Source organism: Bradyrhizobium sp. CCGUVB1N3 (assembly GCF_024199925.1).
In the GTDB taxonomy this organism is placed as follows: Bacteria; Pseudomonadota; Alphaproteobacteria; order Rhizobiales; family Xanthobacteraceae; genus Bradyrhizobium.
The window spans coordinates 6863951-6883116 of the sequence record NZ_JANADR010000001.1; the positions used below are offsets into that span (position 1 = coordinate 6863951).

At 62.5% G+C, this 19166-nt stretch carries 20 protein-coding genes; 15 read left to right on the forward strand and 5 right to left on the reverse strand.

The window, feature by feature from the left end:
• Window positions 1-17: 17 nt before the first annotated feature.
• The 5 genes from NLM33_RS32645 to NLM33_RS32665 form a co-directional block, all read right to left on the reverse strand.
• A complete protein-coding gene (locus tag NLM33_RS32645; protein ID WP_254102426.1) occupies window positions 18-1832 on the reverse strand; it encodes a hypothetical protein in 1815 nt (604 codons plus the stop codon).
• On the reverse strand, window positions 1829-2785 hold the full coding sequence (locus NLM33_RS32650; protein WP_254102428.1) for a hypothetical protein: 957 nt from the start codon (window positions 2783-2785) through the stop codon (window positions 1829-1831). Before NLM33_RS32650 ends, NLM33_RS32645 begins: the two co-directional genes overlap by 4 nt.
• A gap of 792 nt (window positions 2786-3577) precedes the next feature.
• Window positions 3578-3802, reverse strand: coding sequence for an AlpA family transcriptional regulator (locus NLM33_RS32655; protein WP_254102430.1), 225 nt, complete (start codon window positions 3800-3802; stop codon window positions 3578-3580).
• Window positions 3803-3963: 161 nt separating this feature from the next.
• The gene (locus NLM33_RS32660; RefSeq protein ID WP_254102432.1) at window positions 3964-5097 is read right to left on the reverse strand and encodes an integrase family protein; all 1134 of its coding nucleotides are present in this window, start codon (window positions 5095-5097) and stop codon (window positions 3964-3966) included.
• A gap of 239 nt (window positions 5098-5336) precedes the next feature.
• Window positions 5337-6329 carry an alpha/beta fold hydrolase gene (locus NLM33_RS32665; RefSeq protein WP_254102434.1) on the reverse strand — a complete coding sequence of 331 codons (993 nt, stop codon included), beginning with the start codon at window positions 6327-6329 and terminating at the stop codon, window positions 5337-5339.
• 146 nt (window positions 6330-6475) lie between these two features.
• Here NLM33_RS32665 and NLM33_RS32670 point away from each other — a divergent pair, with 146 nt between their 5' ends.
• The 15 genes from NLM33_RS32670 to NLM33_RS32740 all read left to right on the forward strand — a co-directional run bounded on the left by NLM33_RS32670 (window position 6476) and on the right by NLM33_RS32740 (window position 19122).
• Window positions 6476-6940 carry a GNAT family N-acetyltransferase gene (locus NLM33_RS32670; protein ID WP_254102436.1) on the forward strand — a complete coding sequence of 155 codons (465 nt, stop codon included), beginning with the start codon at window positions 6476-6478 and terminating at the stop codon, window positions 6938-6940.
• Window positions 6941-7043: 103 nt separating this feature from the next.
• Window positions 7044-8096, forward strand: coding sequence for a LacI family DNA-binding transcriptional regulator (locus NLM33_RS32675; RefSeq protein ID WP_254102438.1), 1053 nt, complete (start codon window positions 7044-7046; stop codon window positions 8094-8096).
• A gap of 82 nt (window positions 8097-8178) precedes the next feature.
• Window positions 8179-9636, forward strand: a complete 1458-nt coding sequence (gene xylB / locus NLM33_RS32680; protein ID WP_254102440.1) for a xylulokinase — start codon at window positions 8179-8181, stop codon at window positions 9634-9636.
• Window positions 9633-10955 carry a xylose isomerase gene (xylA, locus tag NLM33_RS32685; RefSeq protein WP_254102442.1) on the forward strand — a complete coding sequence of 441 codons (1323 nt, stop codon included), beginning with the start codon at window positions 9633-9635 and terminating at the stop codon, window positions 10953-10955. Before xylB ends, xylA begins: the two co-directional genes overlap by 4 nt.
• A gap of 12 nt (window positions 10956-10967) precedes the next feature.
• The gene (locus NLM33_RS32690; RefSeq protein ID WP_254102444.1) at window positions 10968-11732 is read left to right on the forward strand and encodes an ATP-binding cassette domain-containing protein; all 765 of its coding nucleotides are present in this window, start codon (window positions 10968-10970) and stop codon (window positions 11730-11732) included.
• Window positions 11732-12814, forward strand: coding sequence for an ABC transporter permease (locus tag NLM33_RS32695; protein WP_254102446.1), 1083 nt, complete (start codon window positions 11732-11734; stop codon window positions 12812-12814). The genes NLM33_RS32690 and NLM33_RS32695 overlap by 1 nt, the downstream gene beginning before the upstream one ends.
• A gap of 94 nt (window positions 12815-12908) precedes the next feature.
• Window positions 12909-13841 carry a sugar-binding protein gene (locus tag NLM33_RS32700; RefSeq protein ID WP_254102448.1) on the forward strand — a complete coding sequence of 311 codons (933 nt, stop codon included), beginning with the start codon at window positions 12909-12911 and terminating at the stop codon, window positions 13839-13841.
• 152 nt (window positions 13842-13993) lie between these two features.
• Complete coding sequence (locus NLM33_RS32705) at window positions 13994-14842, forward strand: amidohydrolase (RefSeq protein WP_254102450.1); 849 nt, start codon at window positions 13994-13996, stop codon at window positions 14840-14842.
• 208 nt (window positions 14843-15050) lie between these two features.
• Window positions 15051-15398: a hypothetical protein gene (locus tag NLM33_RS32710; RefSeq protein WP_254102452.1), complete on the forward strand. Its 348-nt coding sequence runs from the start codon at window positions 15051-15053 to the stop codon at window positions 15396-15398.
• Window positions 15395-15553: a hypothetical protein gene (locus NLM33_RS32715; protein ID WP_254102454.1), complete on the forward strand. Its 159-nt coding sequence runs from the start codon at window positions 15395-15397 to the stop codon at window positions 15551-15553. Before NLM33_RS32710 ends, NLM33_RS32715 begins: the two co-directional genes overlap by 4 nt.
• Before the next feature lie 49 nt (window positions 15554-15602).
• On the forward strand, window positions 15603-15908 hold the full coding sequence (locus tag NLM33_RS32720; protein ID WP_254102456.1) for a hypothetical protein: 306 nt from the start codon (window positions 15603-15605) through the stop codon (window positions 15906-15908).
• Window positions 15909-15979: 71 nt separating this feature from the next.
• Window positions 15980-16168 carry a hypothetical protein gene (locus tag NLM33_RS32725; RefSeq protein ID WP_254102458.1) on the forward strand — a complete coding sequence of 63 codons (189 nt, stop codon included), beginning with the start codon at window positions 15980-15982 and terminating at the stop codon, window positions 16166-16168.
• Between the two features lie 304 nt (window positions 16169-16472).
• Window positions 16473-16895, forward strand: coding sequence for a hypothetical protein (locus NLM33_RS32730; protein ID WP_254102460.1), 423 nt, complete (start codon window positions 16473-16475; stop codon window positions 16893-16895).
• Window positions 16892-18160 carry a DNA cytosine methyltransferase gene (locus NLM33_RS32735; RefSeq protein WP_254102462.1) on the forward strand — a complete coding sequence of 423 codons (1269 nt, stop codon included), beginning with the start codon at window positions 16892-16894 and terminating at the stop codon, window positions 18158-18160. The genes NLM33_RS32730 and NLM33_RS32735 overlap by 4 nt, the downstream gene beginning before the upstream one ends.
• Window positions 18160-19122, forward strand: coding sequence for a DUF1376 domain-containing protein (locus tag NLM33_RS32740; protein WP_254102464.1), 963 nt, complete (start codon window positions 18160-18162; stop codon window positions 19120-19122). Before NLM33_RS32735 ends, NLM33_RS32740 begins: the two co-directional genes overlap by 1 nt.
• Window positions 19123-19166: the final 44 nt, after the last annotated feature.

The window sequence follows — 19166 nt, forward strand, 5'->3', positions numbered from 1 at the left end:
GGAAAGATTGAGCGAAATTATTCTCGCGCCGGACGAACATGGTCGTCGTCCTTTATGGCGTCGTCCTGCTCCCGTACTGCGTCTTTGGGGGCTTCTGCGGAGCCGTCATCCTCGTATTGAGCGAACGGATTGCTTTCCTCTGCCTTCTCTTTCGTGAGGGGATCGCTGTATTGCGGAGCGATGTCAGCCGGAGTGTGTAGCTCCGGCATCCCCTTCAGCGCTCCATACGGGACTTTTACCACTATGCCTTTTTGCGTGACTGAGCGGACAAAGAAGCACCACTCAGCATAGCCGCGCGGCACGTTGTGAAGCCCAGTTATCGTTTCAAGCGGGACTTTTTGGTCTCGGAATAATGCGCTCGCTTCATCGTGGCCAAGCTGCCCCAGGATACGAATGCCCGTTGAGCCGAGGACTGCTGGCCGTACTTCTTTGGCGACGTGCTCCCAGAGCTGGGTAGCTGCGATGAATGAGCAATTGTATTTGCGGATTTCGGTCAAGATGTCGGCGATAATAGGCGACTGCATTATTACGGATGCTTCGTCGAAGAAGAGCTGTGCGAGATGTCGTTCGCCTGGATGAAGCGCATCACGGCGCTTTGCTGCGGCGTAATACTGGCCGATGATGTACAGGAAGAAGAGTCGCGTTCCTTCCCTGTCGAGCTGGTCGCTCGACTTCACTAACACTACCTTGCGCTCTTCGATCCATTTGGAAACCGTTATCGAATTGCGCTTCGCGGAGAACATGCGGTTGAATGTCGGATCATCAATCGTTGCTCCGACTTTCCACATGAGTGCTTCGCGAGTGTCGCTGAAACTGCCCGAGAACCAAAGTCGCTGGAAGAAGGCGCGATGAACGGGAGAGAGCTTTGCAAAGTACTTGGCAAACTGCGATTTCTCTGCCTTTGCAACAGGCTCGCTGATAATCTCGTGTAGTGTTACGAGCGTCGCTCCGCTAATTTCCCTCAGCAATGAGAATAGCGGCCGGACGCATCCCTCTTGCTTTGCCGTCAGCCCGCCTGCGAGCGATGAGATGAGAAAGCGGAACGTGTGAAGTGCATCGCGCTCGGGAGTGACGCCGTGGTCGAGGATGTTCAGATCCGGCGGATTTCTCGTGAGATCGATGGCGATTAGGCGGTCTGCTGGGATGCGGGTAAGCGCATCTTTATAGAGGTCACCGTGCGGATCGCAGAGAATGATGGCGCGCGGTTCTGGATCTTCGAGCGCTTCTCTTAAAAATAGTCCGGTGAGTTGGCTCTTGCCCCATTCGCTCGGAGCGAGAACAACGCAATGTGTTGGCCATCGGTCGCGCGGAATTTCAAACGCGACCTCTGTATTGAACAGAAGCTCGAACGGGGTCCCTTTCAGATACGCATAGGCTAGATCACCGGGTTCCATGTCTAGGCTGGTCGGTAGTGGTACGCCTTTGGTTCTCCGGCTGTAGGGCGTCAGGCCGTGAATGGCATTCTCGTTATCCTGGAGCTTTTTCCGTATTTCATAGCCCACATCTTCGACCTCGTAATAGAACTGGTACAGGATCTCGATAAGGACTTTCGGGACGTTTACCACTTCATAGAGCGGGATCGTCGGACCGCTGGTGCGGTTCTCGGGAAAGGCGTCCTTCTGCCGATATAGCTCCGGCATGTCGACTTTGTAGCTCTCGGGCAGTTGGCGATTGATGGCCTGGAAGATGCTGAGCAATGCGCTGGAGATTTTCGGATGCTCGGGAAAGTTCGCGCAGATGATGTCGTAATTGATGCACACATTGAAGGGCGGCAAGCGCCCATGCTTATGCTCTTCCAGGAAGCGGCCCAGCACTTCCTCGGTGTGGCTCATATCTCAATGCGCTCCCGCTCAGGGGTGCCACCTTTGGAGGAGCGCATATCATCGATACGAGAGCGGAAGACATGCAGGCCCTTTATCAGCTTCTCTTTTGCCGCTTCTGCTTCAGAGATATTAGGGAAGTCCCGATAGGCCGGCATCGTCTTGAGGCCATGACCTGGAAAGCTATCCTCGATCTCTGGGAATTCGACATTGGGCGATGAAAACAGTTCGTACTCTAAATACCCGGAGCGTTCCAAGAATTGCCAATCCTCCTTGCTAAGTTGGATATTCATATGCATCCGCCACCAATTGCCGCCACCGAAGAGCCGGTGCTTTTGCGTGCGCGGTGAGACTTCCTCGAAGGAGATATCGACTTTCATAGGGCCATGGTCAGGCGCGGCCTTAAGGCGCTGCATGTCGCGGACAACCGGGTGTACGAATAGGGCATAGACAAGGACGGCAGCAATGACGCCCAAGATGAGCAGTACCGTTTGCAGAAGGGGTTTTACATGTTCCTCCCACGCGGTTTTTACATCTTGCACGAACCCTTCCGGGCCTGGGTGGAATTCTGTAGCAGGTCGCGGCGGCTGTGATGGGGTCGGAGCACGGTAGTTTGGATCGCAGACAGATTGGTTATTACTGTTTTGCTGTAGGCAGCGAGCGAGTTGCTTTGCGGCCATTTCTTTCTCGATAGCCTTGATCTTCTCTTCTACCTGCTCCCGCTGCGCAGGGGTGATGTTCGCAGAAGAGTAGCCGAGAGCGTACTTGCAGGCGGGGTATTCAGAGCGATTGAGGCAAGCATTTAAATTCCGTTCGAAGTCTAGGTATTGGCCAAAGGCCGGTCCACAGAAGGCGGATAGGACGACTATGATGAATACAAACCGTGCCAGCATTGCCGCCCCCGATTGTGAACGATTGTCCAAAAGCCTCGGCGTACGCAGATCGGCAGAAAGCGGGAAGTACATCACAATTGCACGTTGCGGTCGATACGGCCGCTCACTCCTTGAGGAAATCAATCGAGGGAAGGTTTCGTGACGTGACAAAAGGCGGTGCTGAAGCCGTCTGTATCCGGGATACTACGGGGCGGGCGAGTTCAAACGTCCAATGTACAGCCGCGGAACAGGCGACCTTGTCGCCGTCCAGTTGCTGAAAGCCGTAGTGTTAAATGCGTCCGGGCGGCGCATGTAGGCCGATGGTGGCACGTCAGAGCAGCTCGGCAATCGCGCTATTTTGGATTTTGTTGTTTGAGAAATTTGAGAAACGGAAAAAGCAAAATCGGATTATTCCGGAAGAAAATCTGCGGGATTTCGTCGTGTGAATTTATCTGATTTCGGACGGAAGTATGCAGCCAGGCAGTAGGAACGGTATCCGCCGTCGTCACGCAAGTAAGAGCATTAGGTGCGTCAGCGCACTACGTAACCAAATATATATAGACAGCCTCCTCGTCTGTTAGTCCGACCTTGTTGTCGGACGGTTAGAACGGACGAGGAGCGAAGCCGGCGCGGTTTACGGAGGTGCAATGAAGATGAAGCCGGAGAGCGCCGGGCGCTATTTGGGTCACGTAGCCGTAGGAGAAGTGCGGCGGCGAATTGTCCTTAGTTATCAATGTACTCTTTGTTTCGTCGAAGAATTTTTGCGTGCCATCGCTATAACGCGGTCAGTAGCATGATGGCACGGCTGAGAGAGCCTCATGGTACGCGCGCTGGAGAGCCATGAAACGAGAAGAGCCCAGCGGTGGAACGCTGGGCTCTAGCTCCTCACTTGGAGGACACGTCGCGCGCTAGCGCTGCTGCGATCTGCTCGGCCATCCAGTTTCTGATGGAGCTCCAGAGGAATACTCGGCGCGAATTACGAAAGGGTCCCAGAGCAATGCTCGGCGGGAATGTTCCTTTGCGCTGACGCCGGGCAATTTCCGCGTAGCTCAGTTTCACCTTCGACCGGACTTCGGCTTTCGAGAGAAACGCATCATCATGTTCTAGCATCTGCACAGTCTCCAAAATTGGAGCTCTGCGCAGAGCAGGTTACGCCCACACGGACGCGGAACTAGATTACCGACGTTTCGGCTTTGGTTTCAAGAGCCTTATCACTTCCTGCTCCCGATCCATTAGCCTCTTCGCTAGGGGCCAATGGTGATGGGCTTTATTCAGCCTTCCGACGGTGAGGCGGTTGGGAATGTGGAATTTGCCATGATCGCAAACGGCGGCGTGAGAGCGGTAGAGCATAGCGGCTCGCCTATGATTTCTTCGAGATGCGCTTCGTACTTCCCGAACGCTTCTTTGATTTCCGGGAGGTATTTGTAGCGGTTGTAGATTTGCGCGAGCGGCGTGATCTCGCCGCTGGAAACGTGATTAAGGATTCGCTCGATGATATGAGGCGCAATACCCAGCATCGCAGCTCGGGTGGCCATGGTGCGGCGAAGGTCATGCAGTCTCAACCAATCCAGACCAGCGTTCTTCTTCATCTTATTCCAACTATTCCAATTCGGCCTCGTGCCTCCCGCAAATTTGTCGGCATAGTGCCTTGCAGCAACAGTTAAGGGTAGGACATGGGTCCTGCCGTTTTTGGTGACTTCGCCGGGAAGTGTGAGATTCTCTGTGATCCACTGCTTATCAATCGCTGAGGTCTCGCTCTTTCGAGTGCCGAGCAAGACGCACAGGCGGATGACCAGGCCGTACGGTCCAAGGCGTCCAGCCCTTTGCCATGCCTCTTTGAGCTCGGCATCGGTAAGTACCCTGTCGCGGGTCCTATCGCTTCCGGGGGCTTCTAACCCGGCAAGGGGAGTGGTCTTGGTGTAGTCGCGTAGCACGCACCAATTATAGAAAGCTCTGATAGCGCGATGCGCATGCAGTTGTTCGCTCGGCGTGCCGGAGAGCTTGTCGGTGATCTTGAGGATTTCGACTTTGGTCGTCTTGGTCAGGTTGGATACTTTGGGAAGCAAGTGCCGGCGCAAGAGGCGGTTCTGTTCGTATTTGTAGCGAGCGGAAGCGTCCAGCTGCTTGATGTATTCCTTAATGCGTTCTTCGGGATCCTGCGCGGCGACTATGCCGACGGTGCCGTCTATGATAGTGACAGCTTTCAAGCGGGCGGCCTTCAGAGTGATGGCGGGATACTTGCCGAGCATCTCAATGCGACGCTCGTTGCCGTGCATCACGAAGAAGGTCTTCTTGCGCTTGCCCACCAGGATGCCAAATCCAGGAAGGCCGGCGCAGAGATAGCGGGTCTGCTTTTTCGCAGAGAGTTTCGATAACGACAGGTCGGTGAAGGGAATGACGGGCATTTTATTCTCCGATTAGTCTCAAAGGGGCGCGTATTGAGACGGTCCTGCTAGAGAAGGCATGCGCCGTAAAAGTATGTAGCTTCAAAGGGTTGGATGTGAATTTGAAGCGATATGGCACAGCCTGAGAAGGCATCGATACTGCTTCCCAAGCTGCATACGAGGGTTCGATTCCCTTCGCCCGCTCCAAAGCTCTCTCGCCAGTTCAGCGCGTATGCTGAGCGCGGCTGGCTCGGCCGCCGTCAGCTCGGCAAACTCCGCAAGAACTCGATCATCGCCGCATTCACCTCGTTCGGCCGCTCCTGCTGGGTCCAGTGACCGCAGCCGGGGAGCATCTGGATGTCGCGCAGCAGCGGCACCGATTGTTTCATGTTGGCGAGGTGCTCGGCGGCGCCGGGGAATGCGATGACCATGTCGTGGTCGCCGGCGATGAAGAGCGCAGGGATCGTGACCTTCACGCCCTCGAAGGCCGCCATCAGCTCCCAGTTGCGATCGACATTGCGATAATAGTTGAGGGGGCCGCGAAACCCGCTGCGGGCGAACTCGGCGGCATAGAAGTCGAGATCGCTCGCGCTCAGCCATGACGGCAACGGTATCGGCACGTTCGGCAGCATGCCGTGCGTGCGCGACACCATGCCGACGCCGACGGTCCTGCCGGCGCTCGCGGCCCTGGCGCGGATCGCGGCGGCGCCTTCGCCCGATCCGCCATAGAGCATCGCACCGAGCGTTTTCCGCGGATCCTTTTCGAACTCCCCTTCGGCTGTGCCGGGCTCCTGGAAATACAATTGATAGAACTGCGCCTCCGCCGTCCGCGGCATCAGGCTCGTCGGGGGCGCCGGGCTGCGCGGCCGGAACGGCACACTGAGGATGGCGGCGGCGCGGAAACGATCCGGCCGCAGACGCGCCGTGTGCCAGGCGATGGTCGCGCCCCAGTCGTGTCCGACGATCACGGCGGTGGGGGCTTCAAGTGCGTCGAGCAGTCCGACCAGATCGCCGACCATGTGGAAGATCGTGTATTGCTCGATCGCCTCCGGCCGGTCGCTCTTGCCATAGCCGCGCATGTCGGGCGCAACGGCATGGAAGCCGGCCGCGGCCAATGCCGCGAGCTGATGGCGCCAGGAGTACCAGCTCTCGGGAAAGCCGTGGCAGAGCAGCACGAGCGGCCCTTCACCCTGCTCGGCGACGTTGAGGCTGATGCCGTTGGTCCTGATCATCCGCTGGGTTGGCTGGCTCATGTGACTGCCTCGCTCATGGGTTGCCGCGTGCGCGTCGGGCCGATCGAGGCATCCTAATCGGGCGTGCGAGGCGCGCAAAGATTCTAATATATTGGCCTCTCGGTTCCGGTGCGCGCCGCGCATCGCGCCAGGAGATGAGGAGTGACATGCAGATACGTACCGGCGACACCTATGATCCGCGCGTCATCGCGCTGCTCGACCATCACGTCGCGACGGCGCGGGCGCAGACCGCGCCGGGCAGCGCGCATGCGCTCGATCTCAGCGGCCTTCGCGCAGCCGATGTCGCCTTCTGGACCGGTTGGGACGGCGAGACGCTGGTTGCCGTCGGCGCGCTGAAGACGCTGTCGGCGTCCCATGGCGAGGTCAAATCGATGCATACGCTTCAGACCGCGCGCCGGCGCGGTTTTGGCGCGCTCATGCTCGGCCACATCATTGAAGAGGCCCGCAAGCGCGGCCTGGCGCGGCTGAGCCTGGAAACCGGGTCGTGGGATTATTTCAAGCCCGCGCACGCGCTCTATCGCGCGCACGGCTTCGTCCTCTGCGATCCGTTCGAAGGCTACGTCGAGGATCCCAATAGCCTTTTCCTGACGCTCGACCTGATCAGGCGCTGACACCCGCGGGTGGCCCGCGCCAACAACCGGGCGACCGGCTCTCACCAGCCTGTCCCTCAAAATGAGTTGCGTACCTCAGAAAACCTCTGCTAGCCTTCAGGCCATGAAGCAGGATGCGCCCGCCGCGCTGACATTGAGGGACATCGCAAGCCAGGCTGGCGTCAGCCTCGCCACGGTGGACCGCGTGCTGCACAACCGGCCCGGCGTGCGGCCGGACACGGTTCGGCGCGTCAAGGAGGCGATCGAACGCAATTCCTTCCAGCCGCATGTTGCCGCCGCCGAGCTCGCCCGCGGCCGCGCCCGGCGCTTTGCCTTCGTGATGCCCTCGGGACCGAACCTGTTCATGCAGCAGATCCAGTCCTATCTCGGCGAGATGACGGCCTGGCTCTCGGCCCGCCGCCTCGCGGTCGAGATGGTCCCAACCGACGTGTTCGATGCTTCCGTGCTCGCATCTTCGCTCGAAGCTCTCGTCGGCACGTATGACGGCATCGCCGTGGTGGCGCTCGATCATCCCGGCGTGCGGGCGGCGATCAACGATCTCGTCGATGGCGGGGCCAAGGTGGTGACGCTGGTCTCCGACGTGCCGTCGTCACGGCGCCACCATTATGTCGGCATCGATAACATCGCAGCCGGGCGCACCGCCGGCGCGCTGGTCGGCCGGCTTGTGGGCCCAAGATCTGATTTGAGCTCCGGCAAGGTCGCGATCGTCGCGGGCTCGCAGGGCCTGCGCGACCATGCCGAGCGCATCTTCGGCTTCAACCAGGTGATGGCCTCGGAGTTTGTAGAGCTAAGCGTGCTGCCGGTGCTGGAGGGGCGCGACGAGGACGAGCGCTCCTGGCAGCTATTGGCGCGGCTGCTCGCCAAACACCCCGATATCGTCGGCCTCTACAATGTCGGCGCGGGCACGCAGGGCGTTGCCAAGGCGCTGATGGAGTCCGGCCGCGACAAGCAGATCGTGTTCGTCGGGCACGACGTCACGGTCTTGACGCGCAAGCTGCTGCTCCAGGGGGTGATGGATGCGGCGATCTCGCAGAACCCCGGGCACGAGGCGCGCGCCGCCGTGCGCGTGCTGCTGGCACTGGCGCGCGGCGAGCCGATCTTGAGCGAACAGGAGAAGATCCGCATCGACATCGTGATGCGGGACAATCTGCCTTAGCCGGCAGAACGGATATGTGAGGACGGTTCGTGCGGGACAGGCGACGGAGATCGCCAGCCGGGCCGGAGAGGGAGGACGAAACGTGTTTCTCGGAATGGACATCGGCACGTCCGGTGTGAAAGCGGTGCTCATGAGCGAAGCTGGCGCGATTGTCGCGACGGCCGCGCGCGAGCTTGCGCTGTCGCATCCCGCGCCGCTGTGGTCCGAGCAGGATCCGGATGCCTGGGTCGAGGCCGCGATCGGCGCGGTCGACGATCTCGCTGGCACCCATCCCAGCGAGGTTGCGCTCACTCGCGGCATCGGGCTGTCCGGCCAGATGCATGGCGCGACGCTGCTCGGCGATGACGGCCGTCCGCTACGCCCGGCCATTCTCTGGAACGACGGCCGCTCGCATGCCGAATGCGCCAAGCTGGAGCGGCGCTGCCCGTCGCTGCATGCGATCGCGGGCAATCTGGCGATGCCGGGCTTCACCGCGCCGAAGCTCTTGTGGGTCGCCGGGCACGAGCCCGAAATCTTCAGGCGCGTCGCAAAAGTGCTGCTGCCGAAGGCCTATGTCCGCTACCGTCTGACTGGCGAGATGGTCGAGGACATGTCGGATGCCGCGGGCACGCTGTGGCTCGACGTCGGCCAGCGTCGCTGGTCCGCACTGCTGCTGCACGCCACGGGCCTCGATCTGCATCACATGCCGCGGCTCGTCGAGGGCAGCGAGGTCGCTGCGGTGCTGGCGCCGGAATACGCGCAGCGCTGGGGCATGGCGAAGAACGTCGTGGTCGCGGGCGGCGCCGGCGACAACGCGGCGAGCGCGATCGGGCTCGGTGCGATCGCGCCCGGCGATGCCTTCCTGTCGCTCGGCACATCCGGCGTCATCTTCCGCGTCACCGACCGGTTTGCGCCGGCGCCGGCTTCCGCCGTGCACGCCTTCTGCCACGCGCTGCCCGGCCTGTGGCACCAGATGGGCGTGATGCTTTCGGCCGCCGCCTCGCTCGCCTGGCTTTCCGACGTGATGGCGACGCCTGCGGCCGCGCTGCTTGCGCCGCTCGGCGAGAGCGTCGATGGGCCGAGCCCGATCAAGTTTCTGCCCTACCTCGATGGCGAGCGCACGCCGCACAATGATGCTGCGGCGAGCGGCGCCTTCGTGGGCTTACGCGGTGCCAGCGGACGCGATCAGATCGTCCAGGCCGTGCTCGAAGGCGTCGCCTTCGCCGCGCGCGACAATCTCGCCGCGCTCGCCAGCGCGAGCTCGGCGATTTCGGAGGTCGATCTCGTCGGCGGCGGATCGCGCTCGGCATTGTGGGCGCAGATCTGCGCCGACGTGCTCGGCATCCCCGTCCACCGCGTCGAGGAGGGCGAGGTGGGCGCGGCGCTCGGTGCCGCGCGGCTCGGCCGGCTTGCCGCCACAGGCGAAGAGCCCGCGCAGGTCTGCACGCGTCCGCGGCGCCTTGCGAGTTTCGCGCCGCGCGCGTCCGCTGTGGCCGCCTATGACGACGCCTATCATCAGTGGCGAAAACTGTATCCCGCGCTGAAGGAGTTCTCCCTGTGAACGCATCCCCAAATTTCTTCGGTGCGACCGCGCCGGCCGCCTATGGCGGCACGAACGCCAAGAGCCCGCTTGCGTTTCGCTGGTACGACAAGGACCGCATCGTCCACGGCCGCAGGCTGGAGGATCATTTGCGCTTTGCCGTCTGCTATTGGCATTCGTTCTGCTGGCCGGGCGGCGATCCCTTCGGCGGCGAGACGTTCCTGCGGCCCTGGCATCACGGCAGCGATGCGATGGCGATGGCGCGCGCCAAGGCCGATGTCGCTTTCGAGCTGTTCCGCCTGTTGGATGTACCCTTCTTCACCTTCCACGACGTCGACGCAGCGCCCGAGGGCGCTTCGCTCGCGGAGTCCGTCGCCAACCTCAATGCGATTGCGGATCTGTTCGAACAGAAGATGGCCTCCGCCAAGGTGCGCCTGCTGTGGGGCACGGCCAATCTGTTCACGAACCGCCGCTACATGGCGGGCGCAGCGACCAATCCGGATCCCGACGTCTTCACCTATGCCGCCGGACAGGTGCGCGCCGCGCTCGAGGTCACGCACCGGCTCGGCGGCCAGAACTACGTGCTGTGGGGCGGGCGCGAGGGCTATGAGACGCTGCTCAACACCGATATCGGCCGCGAGCTCGACCAGCTCGGCCGCTTCGTCTCGCTGGTCGTCGAGCACAAGCACAAGATCGGTTTCAAGGGCCCGATCCTGATCGAGCCCAAGCCGAAGGAGCCGACCAAGCATCAATACGATTTCGACGTCGCGACCTGCTACGGCTTCCTCCAGCGCTATGACCTCCTCAAGGACGTCAAGCTCAACATCGAGCAGAACCACGCCATCCTCGCCGGGCACTCGTTCCAGCACGAGGTTGCGCTCGCCGAGGCGCTCGGCGTGTTCGGCTCGCTCGACATCAACCGCGGCGATGATCTGCTCGGCTGGGACACCGACCAGTTCGCGATGAACGTGGGCGAGCTCGCGCTGGTGTTCCACGAGATGCTGAACCGCGGCGGCTTCACCACGGGCGGTCTCAATTTCGATGCCAAGATCAGGCGGCAATCCATCGACCCCGACGATCTGATCCACGCCCATGTCGGCTCGATGGATGCCTGCGCGCGGGCCTTCCTTGCGGCGGCCGATATGTTGGATGCGAGCGCGCTCACGGCGCCGCTTGCCGAGCGCTACCAGGGATGGGCCGGCAACGAGGGCCGCGCCATCCTTGCCGGCCAGCGCTCGCTCGCCGATCTCGCCGATCGCGCGCTCGCCCCCGGCTTCGATCCGCAGCCGCGGTCGGGCCGTCAGGAATATCTGGAATCCCTGGTCAACCGGTACGTCTGAGCGAGGCCGCTGATGACAAACGTTGAAGCAACACGGCAGCCGGTCCTTGAACTGACCGGGATCGGCAAGGAGTTCGGCGCCATTCGCGCGCTGCACGACGTCGACATGCAGGTCTATCCGGGCGAGGTGGTCGGCTTGATGGGCGACAACGGCGCCGGCAAGTCGACGCTGGTGAAAATCATCGCCGGCAATTTCCGTCCCAGCCACGGCGAGATCCGCTTCGACGGCAACGCCGTGCATTTCTACCGGCCGATCGACGCCCGCGCCGTCGGCATCGAGGTGGTCTACCAGGACCTCGCGCTCGCCGACAATCTGACGGCGGCGGCGAACGTCTTCCTCGGCCGTGAGCTCAAGCGCAAATTCGGCCCGATCTCGCTGCTCGATCACAAGGCGATGGCGGCGCGTGCGCTGGACCTGTTCGGCGAGTTGCGCTCGGAGACGCGGCCGCACGATCTCGTCAAGCAGATGTCGGGCGGCCAGCGCCAGGCGGTCGCGATCGCGCGGACGCGGCTGTCGAACGCCAAGCTCGTGATGATGGACGAGCCGACGGCCGCGATCTCGGTGCGCCAGGTCGAGCAGGTGCTAAGCCTGATCCACCGCCTGAAGGAGCAGGGCGTCGCGGTGATGCTGATCTCCCACCGCATGCCCGACGTGTTCGCGGTCTGCGACCGCGTCGTCGTCATGCGCCGCGGCGAGAAGCGCGCCGACAAGGCGATCCACGATACCAGCCCCGAGGAAGTCACCGCCCTCATCACCGGCGCGAAGGAGGCGGCGTAATGGCCATCCAGATGGAATCCCCGATCACCTTCACCAATGTCGGCAAGACACGATGGTGGCAGCGCGGTCTCTTTGCGACGCAGACCGGCTACGTCCTGCTTGCGCTCCTGGTGCTGCTCGCCATCATGCATTTTGCCAGTCCTTATTTCTTCACCGAAGGCAACATGCAGAACGTGGCGAAGAACTTTTCCTTCATCGCCATCGCAACCCTCGGAATCACCTTCGTCATCATCACCGGCGGCATCGATCTCTCGGTCGGCTCGATGATGTGCTTTTCCGCAATGATCACCTCAATGGTCATGACGGAGCTGTCGGCGCCAGGCGGACTGGGATCATCGCTGTTCGTCCATTTGGCCGCCGACGGCAAGACCGTCGTCGCCAATGTGCCCGGATTGATCCTTCTGGTCTCGGTGCTTGCAGGGCTCTGCGTCGCGCTGATCGTCGGGCTCGTCAACGGCTTCTGCATCGCGGTGCTCGGGCTGTCGCCCTTCGTCACCACGCTCGGCATGCTCTCGATCGTGCGCGGGCTCGCCTATGTCGTCTCGAACGGCCGCGGCAGCTTTCCGGGCGGGCCCGATGCCGATTACTTCTACGCCCTTACGTCGGGCGATGTGCTCGGCGTGCCCGCGCCCTTCATCTATCTGATGATCCTTGCCGTGCTGATGGCGGTCGTGTTGCACCACACGACCTTCGGCCGCCACGTCTTCGCGCTCGGTGGCAACGAGAAGGCGGCGGAATTGACCGGTATCTCGGTCGTGCGGGTGAAGGTCGAGGTCTACGTGATCTGCGCGCTCGCCGCGGGGCTTCAGGGCATCATCATCTCCGGCTGGCTCGGATCGGCGCCGGCGAACATGGCGACGTCCTACGAGCTCAACGTGATCGCGGCCGCCGTCATCGGCGGCGCCAATCTCGCCGGCGGCATCGGCGGTCCGTTAGGGGCCATCGTCGGCTGCGTGCTGCTCGAGGTGATCCGCAACGGCCTCGTGCTCGCGCAGGTCAACTCCTACTGGCAGCAGACGCTGGTCGGCGTGATCATCATCCTGGCCGTGCTGGTGGACCGCATCCGCTCGCGCATGGCCTGACAAGAGTTACTCCGGGAGGGCAACGAATGCAGCGTCTATCCGCCTTCCGGAGCCATGGTTTTCAAGAGGATAGGCGTAAAGTGGAGGGAACGTAATGAGGAAGATCCTGCTTGCCGGCATGGCCATCGCGATGATGGCGACCCCGGCATTTGCCCAGACCTACAAGTTTGCGGTCGTGCCCAAGGCGATGAACAATCCGTTCTTCGACGTGGCCCGCGACGGCTGCATGAAGCGCGCCAAGGAGCTCGGCAACGTCGAGTGCATCTACAAGGGGCCGATCGAGCACGAGCCGGCGACGCAGGCGCAGATCATCCAGGACTTCATTACCCAGAAGGTGGATGGGATGGCGATCTCGGTCGCCGACGTCGCGGCGATGACCAAGTCGATCGAGGCGGCGACCGCGGCCGGCATCCCCGTCATCACGTTTGACGCGGATGCGCCGGGCTCCAAGCGCATCGCCTATATCGGCACCAACAACAAGGACTTCGGCCTCGCGCTCGGCAAGCAGTTGCTCCAGCTCCGGCCCGAGGGCGGCAAGTACGCGATGGTGTCCGGTGGCCCCGGTGCCAAGAATCTTGCCGAACGAGTCGATGGCGTGCGCGAGGCGCTCAAGGGCTCGAAATGGGTCGAGGTCGCAGGCTCGCCGACGTTCTGCAATGATGATTCCACGCTCGCGATCCAGCAGATGGCGGACCTGCGCACCGCTACGCCGGACCTCGCCGCGATCGTGCCGGTCGGCGGCTGGCCGATGTTCGCGCCGGAAGGCTTCAAGGCTTTCGTCAACAAGAACAAGAAGGACATCGACTCCGGCAAGCTGACGCTCGTTGTCGCCGACACGCTCAAGATGCAGCTTGAGCTCCTGCGTGACGGCTATTCCAACGCGCTTACCGGCCAGCGCCCGTTCGAGATGGGTGAGAAGTCGATGGACGCCCTGCTCGCGATCAAGAAGGGCGAGAAGGTTCCGGAGATCATCTACACCGGCCTCGACCTCGTGACGAAGGACAACGTCGCGAAACTCTTGAAGTAGGAGTATTCTCAGCCCCAATACTCCTGCAATCCCTCTCCCGCTTGCGGATCTCGCAAGCGGGAGAGGTCAGGTTCGTCCGCCGCGCACGAGCAGACTGAGATGAAGCACGTGCGGCTTGCGGATCGTCGCCATCGCCGCGCGGAGTAGCAGGCATGATCATCGACGGACATCAGCACTTTTGGGACCCGGCACGCGCCGACTATCCCTGGATGGCAGCGACCGAACTCGCCCCGATCCGCCGCGCCTTCGGCCCCGCCGATCTTGCGCCGCTCCTGAAGCAGAACGGCATCGACGCGAGCATTTTGGTGCAATGCCGCTCCTCGGTCGTGGAGACCGAGGAGTTCTTGCGCGTTGCCGCCGCGACGCCCTTCGTCGTCGGCGTCGTCGGCTGGGTCGATCTGACCGACGCTGCGGTCGGCGCAACGCTCGACCGGCTGCGCAGCTTGCCGGCGGGCGACAGGCTGGTCGCCATTCGACACCAAGTCCACGACGAGGCCGATTCCGACTGGCTGCTGCGCGAGGACGTGCGGCGCGGTCTTGCAGCGGTGTTCGCGCATGATCTCACCTACGATCTCCTGGTCCGCACCCGCGAACTGGCGGCCGCGATCGCGACGGCGCAGGCCTTTCCGCAAGCGCGTTTCGTGCTTGACCACGGCGCCAAGCCGCCGATCGCCGACGGCTTCAGCCGCGATTGGGCCGATCGCATCGCCGCGCTCGCTGACTGCGGCAATGTCTGGTGCAAGATCTCCGGCCTCGCGACGGAGGCCCGCTGGAACGACTGGGACGCGGAGCGGCTATTTCCTTACGTCGAGCACGCCGCCAAATGCTTCGGCGAGGATCGCCTGATCTTCGGCTCGGACTGGCCCGTGTGCCTGCTCGCAGGGAGCTACGGTGAGATCAAGGGCGCGCTTGATGCGTGCCTGACGAAGCTCGGCGGGAATGTGCGCGAGAAGGCGTTTGGGGTGAATGTGAAGGCTGCGTATCGGTTGGCGGTTGGTTGAACCTTGCCGCGCGCTCCTCTTCCTTCTCCCCTTGTGGGAGAGGGACGTTTCCGCACAACGCTTTGACACGTCGGCAGAACTGCCGTTTACGGTATAACGCGGTACCGTAAATCCGGTACCGTATTTGGCTCCGAAACGGTATCGGAAAATATTTTTGGGAAAAGCCCCGCCCGCAAGCCCAGAAGGCCGATCCGGCCCCGAAACCGTTGTGCGGGTGGTTGCCCCGGGCTTCGTGGCTGGGTTCGAAAGCGACGGCACGGTGCGCTGCGCCGCGCCGATCCTCAAGGCGCTCGTCGGCATGACCGACGATGAGGCGCGCGCCTACATCAAGGCGAAAGGCTGGACGGCGAGCGTCATTCCGAACCAGCCAAGAATCCATCATCACTTCGCGGATTTCGGCGGCTGGCACGCCGGGAGCTTCGAGGTCCGGCACGTCGGCGGACGAAAGTTTTTCTACTATGACGACAACGCCGGACGGCGCGCCATCTCCGGCAAGATGTCGAAAGAACAGGCGCTCAAGGCGGCAGAGGAATTTCTCGGAGGACCCCAACGATGAAGCGGCCGAAGGATGACGGCACCACGCTTGGCGAGGCGCTCCGCCTCGTCTGGGACTGGAAGGAAGCAAACGACCTTCGCTACCTGTCGCCTAGGGCGAGCCGTGATCTGGCCGAGCGCATCGAGCGCGCTCTGCTGGAGGAACGCCATTCGTAAGCAGGCGACGCCCCTACATTAGTTGCCGGATCATCTGGCGGGGCGAGCTGTGACGGCGCGGATCATCGATCTGCCGCCCGATGTCCAGCCCGCGCCCGTCCGGCAGGTTTACAGCCAGTGCATTCTGGAAGGCCGCGCGTCGCGCGCCGTGAAGGTGCCGCTCAGTGAATGTCCGCCCTATGTGGACGAGGACATGGCGATTTGCTGGCGCATGGGCTGGCGCTGGGAGGATGAGGAGCGCCGCATGAAGGTCGGCGACCGCGTGGAAAAGATCGAGGGTTACAGGTGGCCGGGCGTGATCGTGGCCAGCTTCACCAACATCAAGGGCGAGGCGCGTGTCGTGGTCGAAGTGTGACGAGCCCGCCGTCGCTGGCGCGCTGCACATCTACGCACCCGAGCAACTGCGCGTGGTGCCAGGAGAGCGCAATGCAAAATGAGCAAACCAGCGGGCTGGTGCATGACATCTGCGAGCTGATCAACGGTGCCGAGCTGGGCCACGCTCAGAGCGCGCTCAGCCACGTCCTGATCACCATCAGCGTCGCCATCGGCTATCCGAAGGAACTGGCCATGCAGTCGTTCGAGGCGCAGCGGGATGACATCGCCCACCGCAGGTGAGCTGTCGCCTCGAGCAGCAGAACTTCGACACCTATACCCACATGTTTGAAGCCGCTCGCGCGAGCGGTGACTTCAACCTAATGGAGCGCGCTGCGGCTGAGGACCAGCGCGCGCTCAATGCAGAAAGCTCGGAAGCAGGAGCAGGGCGAGCACAATGATGGCGGCTAGGATTCCCCAGCCTCTTCCCTCGAACTCAAAGTGAGGACCCCGGAAGCGAAGGTGGGGGGGGGGGGGGGCACTCGGCGCGCCGACCGACGCAACGCCGCTGTCCGGCTCGGTGCGCTTTGCGCGCGAGGGCGCCTCGATGGGCGCCGTGTTTGCGGGCTGCCGCAATTGGCTGGGGCAGTTTCTCGATGCGCACAACGACGTCGAGCTGATCGTCTTTGAAGCGCCGATGGACCCGATGCTGTTCGTCGGGCGGCCGAGGCGCCCCGAGACCGCGCGGCAACTGATCGGACTCGCCGCCATCGTCGAGGAACGCACCTATGATCGCGGGTACGACGTGCGCGAGGCCCGCGTCACCGATATCCGCAAGCATTTCATCGGCGCCAACCTCAAGCGCAGGGCCGCGAAAGAGGCGACCATCGATACCTGCCACCGCCTGGGTTGGGCGCCGGCCGACGACAATGCCGCCGACGCGCTCGCGCTCTGGCACTATCAAGCCTCGATCCTCGATCCGAAGCTCGCGCTGCAGACCTCGCCGCTGTTTCGACGGAGGATCGCATGAGCCTGCGCTATCTCAGCGTCTGTAGCGGAATCGAAGCAGCCACCGTTGCGTGGCACCCGCTCGGATTCATTCCGGTCTGGTTCGCCGAGATCGACCCGTTCGCCCGCGCCGTGCTGCTGCACCATTACCGCAGCGTGCCGAACCGCGGCGACATCATCCGTTTCAGGGAGTGGCCCGATGCAGTTGTCGATGTTCTCGTCGGAGGAACGCCCTGCCAGTCGTTCTCGATCGCAGGACTTCGCGCTGGGCTGGCTGATCCCCGAGGCAACCTCGCGCTCGTCTATCTTGCGATTGCTGAGCGGTATTGGCCCCGCTGGCTGGTCTGGGAGAACGTCACCGGCGTCCTGTCGTCGAACGGAGGACGGGATTTTGGTGCCATCCTCGGAGGCCTGGTCGAACTCGGGTATGGCGTCGCCTACCGAGTGCTTGACGCTCAGTACGTGCGAGTGGACGGATTCCCCTTCGCTGTCCCCCAGCGGCGCCGTCGTGTCATCGTTGTCGGACATCTTGGAGACTGGCGACGTGCCGCAGCGGTACTTTTTGAGCGCGAAAGCCTGTGCTGGGATCATCCGCCGCGCCGCTCGCCGGGGCAAAGAATTGCCCCCACAATTGAAGCACGCGCTGATGCAGGCGGCGCAGGCTGGGGCACCGACTTCCTTGTCGATGGCGGTTTAGTCCCCGAGGTAGCCAATCCGCTGACCGCCCGGATGACGAAGGGCGTCAACACCACCATGGACGAAGGCCCGACGATGGTTGCCTTCAAGCCGTCGCACTTCACGCGCGGCAAGGATGGCGCGCCTTCCGACGTGTTTCCGCCGCTGTCGGCCGATGCCGACAAGGGCGACCAGGACGCGCTCGTCGCCTTCTCCTGCAAGGACTACGGCGCCGATGTGGGCGCCGTTGCGCCGCCGATCCGCGCGATGGACTTCGACAGGAGCCACGCCAACGCCGGCGGCCAGCTCGCCGTCGCCTTCGCCCAGAACCAGCGCAACGAACTGCGCGAGCTCGATGTCGCCGGGGCCGTCTCCTCGATCCGGCGCGGCGACGCCAAGAACGAGACGCTGCTTGCCGCCTGGAAAGTGCGGCGCCTTACGCCGCACGAATGCGAGCGCCTGCAGGGCTTCGCCGATGATTACACGCTGGTGCCCTATCGCGGTGGCCTCGCAGCCGATGGCCCGCGTTATCGCGCGCTCGGCAACAGCTTTGCGGTCAACGTCATGCGCTGGATCGGCCGGCGCATTCAGCTCGTCGAGGGAGTGGCGTGATGGTGACGTTCTACAAGCACCACATTCCCGATTGGATGGACGGCACCGAAGACCTCGATGACGGCCCTTATCGCGCCTATCACGTCGTCTGCCAGCTGATCTACCTCAACGAGGGACCGATCACGCTGCACGAAAAGGGAATCGCTGGCCGCTGCCACCAGCACGTTCTCGCGTTTCGGAAGAACCTTCGGGTCCTGATCGACGCCGGAAAGCTGCAGCTGATCGACGGCAGACTCCACAACAACCGCGCTGCAACCGAGCTTGAATCTGTCGTCGACCACCGGGCAACCTCGGCCAGAGGTGGTAGGGGTTCGGCCGGGGTTGCCAAGGGGTCCGCGAGGGGTTCGGCAGAGGTTCGCGATAGGTTTGATGCTGGTCCGCCGAATAACACGTTGAAAAATAACGATCAGGCAACAGTACCACTGTTCGACCAGCAACAGCATAAGACTAGAGAAGAGAAGACTAGAGAAGAGAAGACTAGAAAAGAATGCAGCGATCTCTCTGAATCCGCGCCTGACGGCGCGGGAATTCAAGAAACCAGGGTCCTCGGGAACTACGACTTCGTCTCCGACGACGGATCGGTCTTGATCCTCGCCGACGAATTCGAACAGCTCCAAGCCGAACTGCCATCGATCAAAAACATTCGCGGCGTGGTTCGCCACGCGTGCCGGACGTGGCTGGATACTTTCGAGCCTAGTGAGCGCAAGGACGGGCTGCTGCGCTGGCTTCGCAAGAAGCACGCCGAAAACGGGCAGCGGCAATCATCAGTCAAACGCGAAGACGCCAAGGAGGCCGCGCGCCGCGCGGTCGAGGCGGACATCGAGCGCCGCAAGCAGGCGGACAAGGCGCTCGCTGTGCGCGAGCGGCTTGCGCAAGAACGGCAACAGCGAAGGGAGGCGAACCATGCACAAGCCGGACCCGGAGGAGAACTGGCACCTCCTCACCCGCACGGGAGCCACTAAGCCGGGGACGTTCCGCTGCCCCATGTGCAGCCATCAGCGGAAGC

Bases quoted from the DNA above. Each gene is read 5' to 3' on its own strand.
- NLM33_RS32730 (WP_254102460.1), top strand. From the start codon at position 16,473: ATGGGCGCCGTGTTTGCGGGCTGCCGCAATTGGCTGGGGCAGTTTCTC.
- NLM33_RS32690 (WP_254102444.1), top strand. From the start codon at position 10,968: ATGACAAACGTTGAAGCAACACGGCAGCCGGTCCTTGAACTGACCGGG.
- NLM33_RS32655 (WP_254102430.1), bottom strand. From the start codon at position 3,802: ATGCTAGAACATGATGATGCGTTTCTCTCGAAAGCCGAAGTCCGGTCG.
- NLM33_RS32715 (WP_254102454.1), top strand. From the start codon at position 15,395: ATGAAGCGGCCGAAGGATGACGGCACCACGCTTGGCGAGGCGCTCCGC.
- NLM33_RS32705 (WP_254102450.1), top strand. From the start codon at position 13,994: ATGATCATCGACGGACATCAGCACTTTTGGGACCCGGCACGCGCCGAC.
- NLM33_RS32735 (WP_254102462.1), top strand. From the start codon at position 16,892: ATGAGCCTGCGCTATCTCAGCGTCTGTAGCGGAATCGAAGCAGCCACC.
- NLM33_RS32660 (WP_254102432.1), bottom strand. From the start codon at position 5,097: ATGCCCGTCATTCCCTTCACCGACCTGTCGTTATCGAAACTCTCTGCG.
- NLM33_RS32675 (WP_254102438.1), top strand. From the start codon at position 7,044: ATGAAGCAGGATGCGCCCGCCGCGCTGACATTGAGGGACATCGCAAGC.
- NLM33_RS32665 (WP_254102434.1), bottom strand. From the start codon at position 6,329: ATGAGCCAGCCAACCCAGCGGATGATCAGGACCAACGGCATCAGCCTC.
- NLM33_RS32725 (WP_254102458.1), top strand. From the start codon at position 15,980: ATGCAAAATGAGCAAACCAGCGGGCTGGTGCATGACATCTGCGAGCTG.
- NLM33_RS32740 (WP_254102464.1), top strand. From the start codon at position 18,160: ATGGTGACGTTCTACAAGCACCACATTCCCGATTGGATGGACGGCACC.
- NLM33_RS32670 (WP_254102436.1), top strand. From the start codon at position 6,476: ATGCAGATACGTACCGGCGACACCTATGATCCGCGCGTCATCGCGCTG.
- NLM33_RS32695 (WP_254102446.1), top strand. From the start codon at position 11,732: ATGGCCATCCAGATGGAATCCCCGATCACCTTCACCAATGTCGGCAAG.
- NLM33_RS32645 (WP_254102426.1), bottom strand. From the start codon at position 1,832: ATGAGCCACACCGAGGAAGTGCTGGGCCGCTTCCTGGAAGAGCATAAG.
- NLM33_RS32700 (WP_254102448.1), top strand. From the start codon at position 12,909: ATGAGGAAGATCCTGCTTGCCGGCATGGCCATCGCGATGATGGCGACC.
- NLM33_RS32650 (WP_254102428.1), bottom strand. From the start codon at position 2,785: ATGTACTTCCCGCTTTCTGCCGATCTGCGTACGCCGAGGCTTTTGGAC.